Annotated in this window: 14 protein-coding genes; 6 read left to right on the plus strand and 8 right to left on the minus strand. The window is 47.8% G+C overall.

The window, feature by feature from the left end:
* Window positions 1-8 precede the first annotated feature (8 nt).
* From HW560_RS30970 to HW560_RS30985, 4 genes are all read right to left on the minus strand, one after another.
* Window positions 9-476, minus strand: a complete 468-nt coding sequence (locus HW560_RS30970) for a DinB family protein (RefSeq protein ID WP_256221930.1) — start codon at window positions 474-476, stop codon at window positions 9-11.
* 174 nt (window positions 477-650) lie between these two features.
* Window positions 651-1,595: a DUF1963 domain-containing protein gene (locus tag HW560_RS30975; protein WP_090894561.1), complete on the minus strand. Its 945-nt coding sequence runs from the start codon at window positions 1,593-1,595 to the stop codon at window positions 651-653.
* Window positions 1,596-1,750: 155 nt separating this feature from the next.
* Window positions 1,751-3,040, minus strand: a complete 1,290-nt coding sequence (locus tag HW560_RS30980) for an ammonium transporter (protein ID WP_179265472.1) — start codon at window positions 3,038-3,040, stop codon at window positions 1,751-1,753.
* A 2-nt stretch (window positions 3,041-3,042) separates the two neighbouring features.
* Window positions 3,043-3,456 (minus strand): hypothetical protein, encoded by a 414-nt coding sequence (locus HW560_RS30985; RefSeq protein ID WP_090894557.1) that lies wholly within the window; start codon window positions 3,454-3,456, stop codon window positions 3,043-3,045.
* A 284-nt stretch (window positions 3,457-3,740) separates the two neighbouring features.
* Between HW560_RS30985 and HW560_RS30990 the strand changes: the two genes are divergently transcribed.
* A complete protein-coding gene (locus tag HW560_RS30990) occupies window positions 3,741-4,241 on the plus strand; it encodes a DinB family protein (RefSeq protein ID WP_090894555.1) in 501 nt (166 codons plus the stop codon).
* A gap of 88 nt (window positions 4,242-4,329) precedes the next feature.
* Here HW560_RS30990 and HW560_RS30995 read toward each other — a convergent pair whose 3' ends face one another.
* Both HW560_RS30995 and HW560_RS31000 read right to left on the minus strand, forming a co-directional pair.
* Window positions 4,330-4,833, minus strand: coding sequence for a GNAT family N-acetyltransferase (locus HW560_RS30995; RefSeq protein ID WP_090894552.1), 504 nt, complete (start codon window positions 4,831-4,833; stop codon window positions 4,330-4,332).
* A gap of 100 nt (window positions 4,834-4,933) precedes the next feature.
* The gene (locus HW560_RS31000; RefSeq protein WP_257031542.1) at window positions 4,934-6,094 is read right to left on the minus strand and encodes a M23 family metallopeptidase; all 1,161 of its coding nucleotides are present in this window, start codon (window positions 6,092-6,094) and stop codon (window positions 4,934-4,936) included.
* Between the two features lie 215 nt (window positions 6,095-6,309).
* Between HW560_RS31000 and HW560_RS31005 the strand changes: the two genes are divergently transcribed.
* The 3 genes from HW560_RS31005 to thrS all read left to right on the plus strand — a co-directional run bounded on the left by HW560_RS31005 (window position 6,310) and on the right by thrS (window position 11,288).
* On the plus strand, window positions 6,310-7,077 hold the full coding sequence (locus HW560_RS31005) for a response regulator transcription factor (RefSeq protein ID WP_179265473.1): 768 nt from the start codon (window positions 6,310-6,312) through the stop codon (window positions 7,075-7,077).
* Entirely contained in the window at window positions 7,074-8,834 is a 1,761-nt protein-coding gene (locus tag HW560_RS31010; protein ID WP_179265474.1) for a sensor histidine kinase, read from the plus strand. The genes HW560_RS31005 and HW560_RS31010 overlap by 4 nt, the downstream gene beginning before the upstream one ends.
* 477 nt (window positions 8,835-9,311) lie before the next feature.
* Window positions 9,312-11,288 carry a threonine--tRNA ligase gene (gene thrS, locus HW560_RS31015; RefSeq protein WP_257031543.1) on the plus strand — a complete coding sequence of 659 codons (1,977 nt, stop codon included), beginning with the start codon at window positions 9,312-9,314 and terminating at the stop codon, window positions 11,286-11,288.
* A 120-nt stretch (window positions 11,289-11,408) separates the two neighbouring features.
* Here thrS and HW560_RS31020 read toward each other — a convergent pair whose 3' ends face one another.
* Complete coding sequence (locus HW560_RS31020) at window positions 11,409-12,272, minus strand: SDR family oxidoreductase (RefSeq protein WP_179265475.1); 864 nt, start codon at window positions 12,270-12,272, stop codon at window positions 11,409-11,411.
* A 128-nt stretch (window positions 12,273-12,400) separates the two neighbouring features.
* Here HW560_RS31020 and HW560_RS31025 point away from each other — a divergent pair, with 128 nt between their 5' ends.
* On the plus strand, window positions 12,401-12,946 hold the full coding sequence (locus tag HW560_RS31025) for a hypothetical protein (protein ID WP_179265476.1): 546 nt from the start codon (window positions 12,401-12,403) through the stop codon (window positions 12,944-12,946).
* A 78-nt stretch (window positions 12,947-13,024) separates the two neighbouring features.
* Complete coding sequence (locus HW560_RS31030) at window positions 13,025-13,756, plus strand: MBL fold metallo-hydrolase (RefSeq protein WP_090894541.1); 732 nt, start codon at window positions 13,025-13,027, stop codon at window positions 13,754-13,756.
* A 102-nt stretch (window positions 13,757-13,858) separates the two neighbouring features.
* Here the strand turns inward: HW560_RS31030 and HW560_RS31035 are convergent, their stop codons facing one another.
* Entirely contained in the window at window positions 13,859-15,067 is a 1,209-nt protein-coding gene (locus tag HW560_RS31035; protein WP_179265477.1) for a PQQ-dependent sugar dehydrogenase, read from the minus strand.
* Window positions 15,068-15,560: the final 493 nt, after the last annotated feature.

Here is a 15,560-nt window from a genome sequence, read left to right on the forward strand (position 1 = left end):
GGGTCTATCTATTCAAATAACGCTACTTTGGGCTCAATACCAGTCAGTGTCAGCATCGTATGCAGTTGACCCCTGTGGTGATACACATGTCCCATGATCTCAAGCAGCCATTCCAGACGACTGTACGACGCGCCCCAATAGGAGTCAGTCACCTGTAATAATTCCTCCGTATTAAACTGTCTGTATCGATGGTAGAGGTACATCTGATTCGCAATCAACGCTTCCCTAATCTCACTCAGTGAATTCGGCTGATTTTCCTCGTAAAACAAAGCCATTTCTTCTTCGGAAGCTCCCTCCGAAATATGTACATCTGCACGACAAATGACGGATAGATGAGAAAGCAATTCTCCAACCGGCCGTTTGCCTTCAATCGGAGTCAAAGCCAAGTCCTGCTCCGACAGTTGGTCACATAAATGGATTAATGATGTCACTGCCACATCAATATGTTTAAATGCAGACTGAATCAACTGTAACACTCCCTTTTTATCCCATTATATAGAACATATGATCGCTAATCAACTATAAATTCCCCCTTTATATATAAACCAGCTTTGCTCGAAAACCAACAATGACGAACAAAAAAAGTCCCTCCTCCCTCATATAGACGGAATTTGGGACATTTTGTTGCTCTAATGATAACAAACACGAACTCAACTTGAATATAACGAACAATACGTTTGATCGAACCGTCCCGCGAGCAAGTCAGCCTTGCGAATGAAAAATTGCAGTTCCCCACAATCCCACCATTGAAAACCGATAGCGTCATGCGTATCAATTTTTAATAGAAGCAAGGTATCCGCAAGCTCTTGTTGTGTCCGTTTCTCATCCCCGCCATAATGTTCAGTCAGCTTCCTCTCACACGCCTGCTCGTCATAAGCATACTCTTCACCAAGTACGATCTGTAACAGCGCCTGGTGTTCTGCATCCGGATGCTGACCGTCAGGATATCCAAACATGCCACCCCAGTTCTGCGTACTCGGATGATTCCAGCTGGACTCAAATTCCAGGTATCGGTCATATAGACCTTCCTCCCCTTCGACAGCTACCGTTCCACCAGATAGCGGGGCGGCGATTGTATTCAGAGCCAGAGAATCAATGTATGCATATGTAGGAAACTCGAGATTAGGCAGCACTGTTACCGAATGTGCTACAAAATCATCCTTACCCAGCGCGGTTTCGCCATCAGGCTCTCGCCTTATCAGGTTATGAGCATCCGGCTCATAAATCACACGATGCTCAATATGATAAGCAGGTTCATCCACACCAATGAAGAAGTATAACATGCCCCGTTCGGGCAAACTCCCGCGCCCATCATTAGGCGTATATGGCGTCAAATCCACGAGATTCAACTGGGCAAGGAACGTCATGGGCACCCCGTCCTGTGTCAAAGGCCATTTCATGTTGCTCGGCAGATCCGGATTTCCACCTACACGTGAATTTCCTGTTCTGCGATACTCATCGATTGTCGATACATCAAGGCGAATTCCCCAACGACTTGAAGATAACAGCAGATCGGCAGCATTACCCAATCCATACTCCTCAAGAGTTTTCCGGGCTTTTCTGGTCAGTCTTTCACATTGTTCAGGTTTAATCATACAGATCCTCCCCTTCTGACACTACATCTATGGTGAGACATATTCAGGTTCACACCTGTATATTCTTCCGCTGACTCTTCTTTCCCTGCTTCTTGCAAAAAAAGAGACTGACATCCGGTGTCAGTCTGCTTCCTTATTATCCATTTGGCTCATTCTTAACGATTCCGATTCGGTGAATCATCCTGGAAAGCACGAATATGCTCCTCGCCATCCAGAAATTCATGTGACTGGTGTGCAGCCATTACACCATGATAACTAATATCCAGACCCAAATCTTCCTCTTCTTCCGTGGAACGGACAGGAACCATTTTACCAATCAATTTCAAACCCATCCAGGTCATGACAAACCCCCAGACAACCAAAGCCGTGAGGCCGAGCGCCTGAACACCCAGCAGCCTCCAGCCACCTCCCATGAACAAGCCACCATCGGTTGCAAACAAACCCACGGCAATGGTACCCCACATCCCGGATACAGCATGAACTGGGAACGCCCCCACCGGATCATCAATCTGCCTGCGGTCCAGCCAATTCGTTGCAGCCATCATGAGCAATCCGGATACCGCCCCGATGAATATCGCAGCTACATCACCGACATAAGCACACCCCGCCGTAATACCAACCAGACCGGCAAGCGAGCCATTAATGACCGATGGTGCGTCTGAACGATTAAACCGGAACAAGGTGTAGAGCAGTGTAACCGCACCGCCCGAAGCAGCAGATAACATCGTAACGATGGCAATGTGACCGATCCTTACATCAGTTGCACTGAGCGTACTTCCTGCATTGAAGCCAAACCAGCCGAACCACAGCAGAAATGCGCCTACAGATGCCAGCGGCAGATTGCTCGGAAGCGCAATGGCACTCACGCCAAGCGACGTGTATTTGCCTTTACGCGGCCCAATAATAATCGCTGCGGCCAGTGCGGAGAACCCGCCCAACGCGTGAATGACTGCGGAACCGGCAAAATCCTGCATCCCCAGCTTGCTGAGCCAACCGCCGCCCCATGCCCAGTGTCCGCCAATCGGATAAATAATGGCCGTCATCAATATGATGTACAGCAGATAGGCACGAAAGTTAATCCGCTCTGCCACAGCGCCTGATACGATGGAAATGACGGCAATGGTAAACGCGGCCTGGAACAACCAGAATGTTTCCAATGATACGGGTACGTCCAGGTGAGACAAATCCCCATGGAGAAAAAATCCGGTTATGCCTACAAAACCTCCAGCATCAGAGCCATACATCAAGCCAAACCCGATGGCATAGAAAAGCAACGTTCCAATGGTAATATCAGCGAAAACCTTCATAATAATATTTACACTATTTTTATAACGTACAAAGCCAGCCTCCAGCAGGGCGAATCCGCCCTCCATCAACAAAATCATGGCTGCACTCAGTACGACCCAGACCGTATCCATTCCGGAGCTTAACGTCTCCAATGTCATGCTTATACATCCTCCGTTTCCCTAAGCTGTCTAATCTCACGGATCGTTTCGGGCGCAAGCTCGATCTCGTCCCGTTCGATGCTATCCGGATGCTTGATTCGTTCAGCAATGCGGTCCAGTTCACGTATCCGCCGCCGGATTTGTTCCATTTTGCGAAAACGTTCCTTCACCTGAACCATATATTCCACCGCCTGGTGATGGGAGGCGGGGCGGCCTGCGAACCATTTGCGTACAGTCGACAAGGATTGATAAGCCACTTCTTCCGCACGTTTTTTTTGTTCGAATTGTTCAATTTTATGTTTGAGCGTTTCGATCTCATTTTCTTTTTTGACCTTGAGCTGTTGGATAAGGTACAATAAATCGGACGATGATATTTGCAATGCTGTATGGTGATACACCTCGTCAATTACTAACATACCATGTCAGGACTCCTTACATATCAAGTTACTTGTTATCGATTATAGAGTGCAGCACTACTTAGCGTCAATCCTTTTTTGGCGATGACATAATTTGATATGACCCGTTTATAAAAAAAACAGCGTCAATCTCATATACATAACTTCAACTAACAAAGTATTTAAAACATATCTTCGCATTCACCTTTCAGATCCTCTATGATGTATATCAAGCATCCACATTTTAGGCACTGTGCTTACACAAGCTGACATCATAGAACTCATATAAAGGAGAGGATCGCGCGATGTTCACTCGTAATGACGACATTCGGAGCCAAATCTGGGAAGCAGTCTCTGGACTCAATGAAGAACAATTGAACCTCCACCCAAAACCTGACCACTGGAGTATTATGCAAGTTCTCCGTCACCTGAATTTGATGGAAAGCATCATTGTGAAGCAAGCCCGCACCGCGCTAGAGAAGGAACAGACCGTTGCTGTGGACAAAAAGCCATATGAGCTTACACTGGATCGCAGCCACTCTGTTAGTGCTCCATCTCACCTCCAGCCTCCTGCGGAACCAGAGACGATGGCGAATGTACGCCACGACCTGGAAGACTCGCACCAGGCATTGATGCACGTTGCACAAGATCATGAGTCTGAACTGCTGCGGAGCAAATCCTTTCTTCACCCGGTTTTCGGTGAGATGGATCTGGCTCAATGGGTCGATTTTGCAAGCTATCATGAAGAGCGTCATCTGGCACAGATTCAGGATATTAAACAAAGGCTTGGCGTGTCGCACACCTAAGTCATCCCCTATTTACTCTATGTAAGCAAAAATAACCTCCAATCCACGCATTGTGGATCTGGAGGTTTTCATTTATTTTGAAACATGCTTATATTTTTTTGCCCAAAATCGCCAAATCCCGGTTGACGCCATCCAGTACAGCCACTTCAGGGTAATATCCCCACTGTTCAAAGCCATGTTTGCGCAATAACCCCAGACTCGGTTCATTATGTCCAAACACAAAACCCAGAATCGTCTTGATTCCAAGCGCAGGACAAGCATCAAAAATCGTATGCAGCAAACGTCCGCCAGCCCCAATTCCTCGGCACTGCTGATCCACATACACACTGACTTCCACCGTCCCATTGTACGCAGGGCGTCCATAAAACGAACTCAGGCTGGCCCAGGCAACAACCTGTCCCTCATGTCTCATAACCCAAAGTGGGCGGTGATCGGATGAGTGCTCCTCAAACCACGGAATACGTTGCTCCACGGTCACCGGCTCCAAATCCGCCGTCACCATTCGGCTTTCAATCGTAGAATTATAGATCTCCACAATCCTTGGCAAGTCCTCACGACGCGCATACTCAATCTGCACACTATCCAGCTTCATGTCTACTCCTCCATCATCCAGATCGATTCTATCTTATGACGGTATTATAACGGAGGAAGGAAGTCGACGTCATCCCCCAACATTCGGGTCAACTCCACACTTACTCAGGCAATCCTTGAATTGTATTACCCCGAGTCATCTGCTGGCTCTGATCTGCCCAACGAATGTTAACAGAACGGGAAGTGAATAGATCCGAGCCGTCCGATACCTGAAAATGCAAATGAGCTTCACTGGAATTACCTGAGTTACCCAGCTCTCCAATGAGGTCTCCCCGCTTGACTTTATCCCCTTTTTTGACCGCTACACTGCCTTCCTTGATATGCGCGGTGATGCTGTATTCTCCGTTTCCATGGTCAATGACCACATTGTTACCCGCAGGTTGTTCCGGGTTCATAACACCTGGTATGTTGTCTGGAATATCATTCTTGATATCAACTACAGTTCCGTCCGCAGCTGCATAGAGCGGCTCACCAAAAGCGTAGTAGTTTTCGTTCACCTTCGGATCTCCGTTGTAACTGAAAGCATCTTTGGTCCGAATGATATCTAGCGCATAACGCTGTGTTTCATGCTCGTAATGATAGTTCGACATCACATCATTGCCTCCCCAGAACACATACCATTCACCCTTCATAGGGAACTGAAATTCGGTTTTGGTGAGCTTTTGGTCCGTATCCTCATGTGACTCCAGTGGTTGGATTAACAGCCCTTCAATCTGATTGGCTTCGGTAAAATAGGCTTGAATGCCTTTGGTTCCCGTTTGATCCTTCCAGGCGAACTCGGTTATATCGTTCACTTTGGCATCCACCACTAGATCAAAGGAAGTTACACTCTCAAGGAATTGATCCGCAGACGTTTTAAACTGTTCAAGCGTTAGTGCGTCCTTCAACTCGGGACTCATCTGACTGTAAATGGCATCCTTGGAACCGTTCATTAACGTATCGATGAAATTGTCTGGTGTAATGATGGCGCTCACCTCTGTACCTGAATTCTCTTCCTGACGGGTATTCTCACTCGCTTCGTTGGTATTTGTCGTCTGTCCCTTGGACTGCTGCTCCGCCTGCTCGGATGTAATCGAGTTACTGTTACCGCATGCAGACAACATCACGCAAGCGCCAAGGGTAATGGCAATCATCCTCCAGCTCTTTCTACGCTGTAATTTCTCAGGTGCCGCATATTCGGATTCCAGCATATTTTCCCCGCAATTTGAACGCTGCTCCTCTATTTCGCTTCCCTCATGCTGCCTGTTCATTCTCCATCTCATGCTCAACATCCTTTCTGGTGTTCGTTATACTTTCCAGTTAAGTGTATAGAATGAATCTTATCCTTCGTCTAACCCATCCTTACATGTAGTTAAACTGTGGCGTCTTCTATAGCTTCATAATTAAGATTCCGTTAAGATAGCTCACACACTACATAGCCCTCTCGGATGGTATGATTAGCAATAAACAAACAGGAAGCCCTAGGAGGTCATTACACATGGATCACGTCTCCATACTGCTAGTTGATGATGAACAAGCCATTTTACATATGCTCAAAACCGTCCTGCTCAAAGAACAATTTGTAGACATTGACACCGTTACCACTGGAGAAGAGGCGATTACCGCCTGCGAAAATAAAACCTATCACTGTATCGTGCTGGACATCATGCTGCCTGGCAAAAGCGGACTGGAAATCTGCCCCTTTCTGCGGCAGGTGACCGATGCACCGATTCTTTTTTTGACCGCCAAAACAACGGATTATGACAAGTTAACCGGATTCGCCGTTGGCGGCGATGATTATGTCGTTAAACCATTTAATCCACTGGAAGTGGTCGCCCGGATCAAATCACTGCTGAAACGTTATTTACCTACCAAAATAGCGACAACTACATCGGCGACTCCGCCCTCTTCTGACGCAACTTCGTCATCTCCTGCTGTGCAGGGAGGGGTATATGATTTTGGCCGTTTTCAAGTGTTTGAACAAGCTGGTGAGCTTCAGGTTGAGGGGCAGCCCGTAACCTGTCCGGCCCTTGTCTATCAGCTGCTGCTCTTTTTCTGCAAGCATCCCAATCGTATTTTCACCAAATCGGAATTGTATGAGCGTGTATGGGGTTCGGAAGCGATCAGCGATGACAACACCGTTATGGTTCATATTCACCGGATTCGTGAGCGGATTGAAGATGATCCCTCTAACCCTGCGTTTCTCGTCAACGTCCGGGGATTGGGGTACAAACTCATTCAGCCTAACCAAGTGTCACGCGCATGAGTATTCGTCGCAGGTTAATGACCCGATTTATCGGTATGCTTGCTGGCGCAGTAGTCCTTATCATCCTGTTGGGTTCTGCAGCCACCTATTGGGTCGTTCAAAAGGTAAATGAAGTAAGCCTGGTGGATGACTTCGCTACAAGTGGGCTTGACCAACTGATTAATACCGCAGAAATCATGCCCGATGGTACGGTCCGTTATGATCCCAGGCTGCTGAAACAGGTCGAGAAAAATCAGGGATGGCTTCAGGTTGTGGACGAAAAAGGCTACGTTATTGATGATTTTGATACACCTGATGACGTCCCGAAGCAATACAAGCCTGGAGAATTGATCGCATACTGGGAGGCGAAAAAGCCGTTCCCGTACCAGATTGTCATGCTGATTCGGGAGAAAAACGGCGAGATGTTCACCTTGCTGTACGGCGAACGCAATCAGGCCAAATCCTTACTCGATCAAGCCCGTGTGGACAGTCATTACACCAATGGAGAGCTGATGCTGCAGCCCAAACAAGAGGATGCCATTCGTTCCAAAGGTGCCTATCTGCAAATTTTGGACGCTTATGGTCAAGAGCTGGCTTCCTATAATAAACCTGCCATGAACGTCCCTAGCAGTTACAACATACAGGAACTGGCTTTGCGTATTCGTTACCCCAATCGATATGGAATATCGATCGCAACTTTTTACGATGATCAGAATGGCACGACCTGGATGCTCAGTATACCAGTCGATCCAACTGCTACAGGGGATGAAAATCCTTATAACTTTATTTTGACCCCAGTGGTCATCGTGCTGCTCCTCTCCGTTGTCATTTTGCTTATCCTGCTGGCCCTATGGTACGCCAATCGTTTCGGTTCTCCCATGCTGCATATGCTCCAATGGCTCCAGCGCCTGGAACAGGGACATTATGAAGAGCCCACAGGCATTGGCGGCGTACCTCGCAGCCAGCGACGAAATGGCAAATGGAAGCGGAAGTACCACGTTTATGCCGAAGTGCTTCGCTCCATGCAGGCATTATCCGCTACACTGAAACAGGACGAAGAGCTCCGTAAACAGACCGAATCTCTGCGCGAGGATTGGATTGCCGGAATAACGCATGATCTCAAGACACCGCTGTCCTCCATCCAGGGATACGCCCATATGCTTGAAGCACAGAAATATAGCTGGTCCCCGGAAGAAGTGAGAGAATTTGCGAGCATTATGCTGGACAAATCCATGTATATGGACCGACTTGTGAATGACCTTGCCATGACGTACCGATTGCGCAGCGGCGGATACCAGCCACAAGTGGAAGAAACTGACGTAAATACGCTGCTGCATGATCTCGTCCAGCGTGCAGAACGAAACCCGGTATATGGAGAGGGGCGTATTGTATTCCGCCCTGCGAAAGTTCCGGTTTACGGCCATGTGCATATTCCTTCGTTTGAACGTATTGTAGATAATCTGACCGCTAATGCCCTTCTGCATAATCCAGCGGAGTCCACATTGACCGTTAGTGTGCATCCAGGTAAGCAGGCGGGTGAGTTCAGTGTTCATTTTGCCGATGATGGACAAGGAATGGACCCGGAACTGGTCTGGAGGCTGTTTGAACGATATTACCGAGGGACGGATACAGGCACGTCCGATGTCGGCTCAGGCCTTGGTATGGCCGTAACAAAAGGCTTAATTGAAGCGATGAAGGGTCGTATTGAAGTACAATCGACTTCTGGTGAGGGTACTGTCATTCGATTAATATGGGATGGACCATCAGAACAGGGGTAAAAAACATTCCGCTTGACCTTTTCATTTTCAATCTATATAATCGACACTCAATAACACCTGTTCCAACATTTTGATATGGACTTGAACGATATTAAGATCAATTTAATGGATATCGATTTTGCATATTTGGCGATGACCAGAGACAAGATTCCGTTTGCGTGCTGCCCAGAGAGAGAAGGGATTGGTGAAACCTTCTTCAGCGAACGGACCGGAATTACCCCTCTGCAGCCGTGACCTCGAACATCAGCTTTTCGGTCTTCTTCCCGGATTCCGGACAAAGCTGTCAGTAGAGTTCACCGCCTGATCCCCGATAACGGATTCCAATGAGGGTTATGATGTTTCTTGCTTGCGGCGGCTGGTCGTGTTCAGGAGCATTCATAACCAAATTAGGGTGGAACCACGAGCTGAGCGCACTCGTCCCTTTTCCGGGACGGGTGTTTTTTGCGCTTCAAATTTGAATATTGGAGAGTGGTTCACATGAGTAATCCGAATAATAACAGCCAATCCAGCAACCAATCGAATGACCAACAGCAACCTGGGCATCCAATTGAAATTCGCCTTCAAGGCGGAGCTGTACGTTCTTACGACGCAGGCATCACTGTAGGAGCGGTCGCCTCATCCATCAGCACAAGTCTGGGTAAACAAGCCATCGGCGGAATCGTAAATGGCAAGAATGTCGATCTCGACTGGCTGCTTGAGCAAGATTGCGAACTCGTCATCGTTACTTTGGACAGCGCGGAAGGTCTGTATCGTTACCGACACAGCACAGCTCATGTACTCGCGCAGGCTCTCAAACGCATCTACGGTGCGGAACAAGTGAAGCTGGGCATCGGGCCAGTCATTGAAGATGGATTCTATTACGATGTCGATCTGGAGCATGCTCTATCGATCAGTGATTTGGCTGCCATTGAGCAAGAAATGAACAACATCATAAAAGAAAATGAAAAGATTAGCCGCCGAGTAGTTAGCCGGGAGGAAGCACTTCGCATCTTTGGAGAGATTCAGGACCCGTATAAGCTTGAACTCATTCAGGATTTACCGGAGGACGCTGAGCTTTCGATTTATGAACAAGGAGAGTTCTTCGATCTCTGTCGCGGCCCACATCTTCCTTCCACTGGTCGGATCAAAGCATTCAAACTGCTGAATGTGGCTGGTGCATACTGGCGCGGCAACTCGGATAATAAAATGCTGCAGCGCATCTACGGCACTGCTTTCCCGAGCAAAGCCCAATTGGATGAATATCTGCACATGCTGGAAGAAGCGAAGAAACGGGATCACCGCAAACTGGGCAAAGAGCTTGAACTGTTCATGTTCTCGGAAGAAGCACCCGGTATGCCGTTCTATCTGCCCAAAGGCATGACTGTCCGTACAGAACTGGAGCAATTCTCCCGTGAACTGCAGCTACAGGAAGGCTATCAGGAAGTTCGCACTCCCCTCATGATGAACAACCGGCTGTGGGAGCAATCGGGTCACTGGGAGCATTACAAGGACAATATGTATTTCTCGGAAGTGGACGATGCGACTTTTGCCCTGAAACCTATGAACTGCCCGGGTCACATGCTGATTTTCAAAAATACACTCCATTCCTATCGTGAGCTGCCGATTCGTATGATGGAATTCGGTCAGGTGCACCGCCATGAATTCTCAGGCGCTCTGAACGGCATGATGCGGGTGCGGACATTCTGTCAGGATGATGCCCATCTCTATGTGATGCCGGAGCAGATCGAGGAAGAGATCAATCAGGCGATTTCATTGATCGGACGTATGTACGACATCTTTGGATTTGAGTACAATATTGAGTTGTCCACTCGTCCGGAAGATTCCATGGGATCGCAAGAGCTGTGGGATCAAGCAGAAAGCGCATTGCAGAATGTACTTGATCGGCGCGGTGTGAAATACCGCATTAACGAGGGTGATGGTGCCTTTTACGGTCCGAAAATTGACTTCCACATTCTCGATGCACTGAAGCGCAGCTGGCAGTGCGGAACAATTCAGCTTGATTTCCAAATGCCCGAGAAGTTCGATCTCACTTATATTGGCGAGGATAGCCTGAAACACCGTCCTGTCGTGATCCACCGTGCCATCTATGGTTCAATTGATCGTTTCATCGGCATCCTGACTGAACATTATGCAGGTGCGTTCCCGCTCTGGCTCGCGCCCGTACAAGTGAAGCTGCTGCCAGTGTCAGATCATTACGCAGATTATGCGCTTCAAGTTCAGAGCCAGCTGCGGGCTGCCGGTATTCGGGTAGAAACAGATTTGCGCAGTGAGAAGCTCGGCTACAAAATCCGTGAAGCTCAGATGGAAAAAGTGCCTTACTCGCTCGTACTCGGGGAAAATGAGAAAAATGCCTCATCCGCCTCTGTCCGTGCATACGGTCAGGGCGATCAAGGCATTCAGCGTATTGAATCATTTATGGAGCTGATTCAGCAAGCTGTGAAGGCCAAAGCCTGAGCGCTCAAGCAGGAATGGGCTGAAACTTAACGTTAGAGGCAGCCCGTTAATATGGAAAACGGCTGCCTCTAATTATGTGGAAACAAGTAAGCCGCATCTGCCGCTTCGAACAGTCAGTAGTTACAATTTTTCCTCGGGTCTAAGTCCAACTTGCTCTTCGCTCCATGTCCAGAAACGCTCAGCGGCTGCAACATCCAGCGCATGGGCTTTCAACTCCTGGTCCTTTTGTTGATAGTAGTAACGACCGGTTACCCCGGCGACTTCAGGGCTTGTGGCGAGATAGATGGCCGTTTGTGCCCCTTCTTCAGGTGAAAGGAAAAACGGCAGCTTGCCCACCAAAGCCATAATACGAGTGCCAAAACCGGTATTACGGTCTACGCCAATACTTGTGCCCACCGCACCGGGATGAAGACAATTCACGGTGATTCGGGTATCCGCTAATTTACGGGCCAGTACACGGGTGAACAACACGTTAGCCAGCTTGGATTGGGCGTAACTTTTGATTGGATTGTAGCCTTTGTGCAGATGGGGATCTTCGAAATGGATTTTGCCGGCTTTGTAAGCACCAGACGAAACATTTACAATACGCCCCTGCTTCGCAGACTTCAAAGGTTCGATCAGGAGTAACGTCAGCAGGAAATGTCCAAGATGGTTAATACCGATCGCTTGTTCGAAACCGTCGGAGGTTTCCTGGCGCTTCAACATGACGACACCCGCATTATTAACGAGAACGTCAAGTGTGTCGTAACGCTCACGGAAGAATTGGGCAAAATGGCGAATGCTCTCCAGTGACCCCAGGTCACACAGCATCAGTTCAATCGCAGTAGAGCCGGACTGACGTAGCGCCTCCTCCAGTGCCTGCTGTCCGCGCTTCTCGCTGCGGCACGCCATAATCACGTGATACCCTTGCCTTGCAAGTTCAATGGTGGTTGCCAAACCCATGCCTGAGTTGGCTCCCGTAACAATGGCTGTTGGAATGGACATCAGGTACTTCCCTTCTGAACCAGAGGTTCTTCATATTTTGGAACTCTCGTCTTCTTGTTTCTTAGCACTACTGACGGCAATATGAGATAATTGAAAGATCACATATTGGTCTTATAGGGAGGATACGTATGCTAACCAAAGAAGACTTCAAGAAACTGAAAAAAGAAACAAAACTTGAGATTGCACTAATCGAACAGGAAGTTCACAAACTCCAGCAAAAGACAGACTCATCCCTGTATGAAAAAGATAAACTGTGGAACGATGGAGAGATTGGTGAGCTTACCCAAAAACGGAAAGAGCGAAAATATAGTTCATGGACGATTGAATTATGCACGATTATTGAAGACCTGCTGAATCAACTATACCAGCAAACGTATCAAAAAAAATTCAATTCGATCCAGCTGATGAAAACTCCTGCATACCGTTCATTATCCAATATCGAGATCCTTCAGGCTGAATTGAAAAATCAGCATCTTTCCCTGAAATCGGGAGAAGAGAAATTAGAAGAAGAAATAGCCAAAGTGTTTCAACTGAAAAATAAACTTATTCATTCCAACTTTTCTTATGCTTCCATCATTAGAGAACATCACGATGCAAATCAAGAGTTTGAATCCACTCTGGATACGGTGAAGAAGTATAGAAAATACTTGAAATATAATCAGCCAGAGAATTAACGAATGCATGATAACCACAACATGCAAAATGGTCCTACACAATAAAGGAGGTGCTCCGGGTTCGATCCGGAAATAAATATGAACAAACCATCCATGGATATTACGGTTCTAAATCTTCATATTGTTACACCTGCGGGTAAAAACCCGATCTATCCTGTCATGTTGCGCGATGAAGATGGTATTACGCTTGTGGATACTGGCATGATTGGCCAATTCGCCGAACTTCAGTCCGCACTGGAGCATGAAGGCGTTCAGCTATCTGATATCAAGCGCATTATTTTAACACATTCTGATATAGACCACATGGGAAACCTTAGTGCCCTGGTGAATGCTGTTCCGGAAGTAGAAATCTGGGCACATAGCGATGAAATTCCGTATATCACGGGCAAAGAGCCCATGATCAAGTTCACACCAGAACGCAAAGCGTTGCTGCCTAAACCTATAGCGGAGCTGGCGGAACAATTGATCTCACAGCGGACTGAGTTCAAAATATCCAAAGTGTTAGAGGACGGTGACATGCTGCCCCTACAAGGCGGCATCCAGGTCATTCATACACCAGGGCACACCCCAGGACATATCTGCCTGTACTTCCGGGAGCAACAATTCCTGCTCGCTGCGGATGAATTGCGTGTGGTCGACGATGAATTGGAAGGTCCTTCTCCACCTGCAACACCGGACATGCCTGAAGCACTGCGCAGCTTGAAAAGATTGCTTGGCCTGAAGCTGGAGAAGGTGCTTTGTTACCATGGTGGTGAGTTTACCGATGAGCCCAGTAAGCGCATTGCTGAACTCGCGGAAAGCGCGGACTAATTGGTATCTGCAACCTAAGCTATATTTACGTAAATATTGAAGCGAAGGGGCTGTCCCATACGTCATGAACATGGCGGGACAACCCCTTTTCTATTGTAAATGTTACAGTTTCGGCGTCAGAACGATTAATTGGTCATCTCCATCACGCGGAGATCCCCTGCCATCCCCGTTGTTCGTCAGCACATATAACTTCCCGTCTTCTCCGGCAGTCACATTACGAATACGTCCCCACTCGTTCTTAAAAATCGGCTCCACCTGCGTTACTTGTGTACCGTCTTCGGAAAGAGTAATTTTGAGCAGTTGTTCACCCCGCAGATTGGCAGCAAGCAGTGATCCGGCCCACGGACCTTCCTCAATAAAGGCTACACCTGATGGTGCCCATGTTTCATCTCCACTATGGGCAAGCGGAGCCTGATATGTGCCGTTGTCATCATCGTCTCCCTCCACCTCAGGCCAGCCATAATTCTCACCAGCTTCAATCCGGTTTATTTCATCAAAATTACGCTGACCATGCTCTGTGGCATACAGATAGCCATTGTCCGGGTTCCAAGCCAGGCCCTGTGCGTTCCGATGCCCTATACTGTACACAGGTGAATTAGGCCAAGGGTTATCTTCTGGGATCGATCCGTCGAGACCAATCCGCAATATTTTGCCACCCAAGCTATCTTCGTTCTGGGCCAGCTCCGGTTCATAGCGTTCACCTGTCGTAATATAGAGCAGATTGTCCGGGCCAATCTTGATCCGTCCTCCATTGTGATTCACCCCACCAGGAATGTCACTGAGCAGCTCCTTGTCTATGGTCGCCTTCCCATCACTCACCTTCAAGCGCAACACCCGATTGGCAATGTCACCATCACCTTCCAGATAGGAATGGTATGCATACATATAGCCGTTATCATTAAAATCCGGATCAGCAGCAAGTCCAAGCAGGCCGCCTTCCCCCTCTTCATTAAACGGAGCAGCAAATTCAATCAGAGGTTCAGATGCCAACTCTCCGCTTTCGATGACCCGAATGGTACCCGGTCGCTCTGTTACAAACATCCGTCCATCAGGCACGCTTACCAACTCCCAAGGTACATTGAGTCCTTCGACTAGCACGGAGGCTTCGTAAGGAATTACAGCATTCTCATCTGTTTCCTCTTCCCCACCACTCGCACCGTTATTACCACCTTCCGCTGTCTGGCCCTGACCTGTACCCTGTCCTTGTGATGTCTGCTGCGCTTCTGTCGCCGGGTCACCCGAAGCACAGGCCGTTAGCAACGCCAAACTGAGTAACGAAGCATATAACGGAACGCTTAGTCGATTATTCATGAGTACGTCTCCCTTCTAATGTGTTTGTTATATCGTGTAATCCTGGCTTCAAGGACCGTCCATTTCTAAAGTAAGTAAATAAGTAAGTTAAGCAAGTAAGCAAGCAAATTAGCAAACCTACGCGGTTTCGCCCTGTATTACCCTCCCCACCTGCCGCTTAAACGGGTAGTTAACGCTAATTTTCGGTCATCATGCTGCTTCCCATTTGGATTTCCCCGACATTCTTCTATAATAGAAAGAAGATATATAAATTGAACTAAATATTTACACGAGAACGGAGAGGACAGAAATAACCTGAAGAAGCGAAGTGTTCGCCTAAAAGCTGTCTGAAAGAAAGCTGCATCGGAAGCATACGCTATCCCCGGATTTTACCCCTTGAAAAAGATAATCCAAAAAAATCTGGGGATAACAGCGATCGGAAGGTTGTTCTGTCATCGGAGTGGCAAGTGTAAATATTATTTAGTTCAATTTATGTAGAACGAATGAAAGGTGG

This window comes from Paenibacillus sp. E222, from assembly GCF_013401555.1.
Lineage (GTDB): Bacteria > Bacillota > Bacilli > Paenibacillales > Paenibacillaceae > Paenibacillus.

Coding starts and splice junctions, on each gene's coding strand:
- HW560_RS30995 (WP_090894552.1), bottom strand. CDS start 4,833: ATGAAGCTGGATAGTGTGCAGATTGAGTATGCGCGTCGTGAGGACTTG.
- HW560_RS30990 (WP_090894555.1), top strand. CDS start 3,741: ATGTTCACTCGTAATGACGACATTCGGAGCCAAATCTGGGAAGCAGTC.
- HW560_RS30985 (WP_090894557.1), bottom strand. CDS start 3,456: ATGTTAGTAATTGACGAGGTGTATCACCATACAGCATTGCAAATATCA.
- thrS (WP_257031543.1), top strand. CDS start 9,312: ATGAGTAATCCGAATAATAACAGCCAATCCAGCAACCAATCGAATGAC.
- HW560_RS30975 (WP_090894561.1), bottom strand. CDS start 1,595: ATGATTAAACCTGAACAATGTGAAAGACTGACCAGAAAAGCCCGGAAA.
- HW560_RS31000 (WP_257031542.1), bottom strand. CDS start 6,094: ATGAGATGGAGAATGAACAGGCAGCATGAGGGAAGCGAAATAGAGGAG.
- HW560_RS31010 (WP_179265474.1), top strand. CDS start 7,074: ATGAGTATTCGTCGCAGGTTAATGACCCGATTTATCGGTATGCTTGCT.
- HW560_RS31030 (WP_090894541.1), top strand. CDS start 13,025: ATGAACAAACCATCCATGGATATTACGGTTCTAAATCTTCATATTGTT.
- HW560_RS31025 (WP_179265476.1), top strand. CDS start 12,401: ATGCTAACCAAAGAAGACTTCAAGAAACTGAAAAAAGAAACAAAACTT.
- HW560_RS31020 (WP_179265475.1), bottom strand. CDS start 12,272: ATGTCCATTCCAACAGCCATTGTTACGGGAGCCAACTCAGGCATGGGT.
- HW560_RS31035 (WP_179265477.1), bottom strand. CDS start 15,067: ATGAATAATCGACTAAGCGTTCCGTTATATGCTTCGTTACTCAGTTTG.
- HW560_RS30980 (WP_179265472.1), bottom strand. CDS start 3,040: ATGACATTGGAGACGTTAAGCTCCGGAATGGATACGGTCTGGGTCGTA.
- HW560_RS31005 (WP_179265473.1), top strand. CDS start 6,310: ATGGATCACGTCTCCATACTGCTAGTTGATGATGAACAAGCCATTTTA.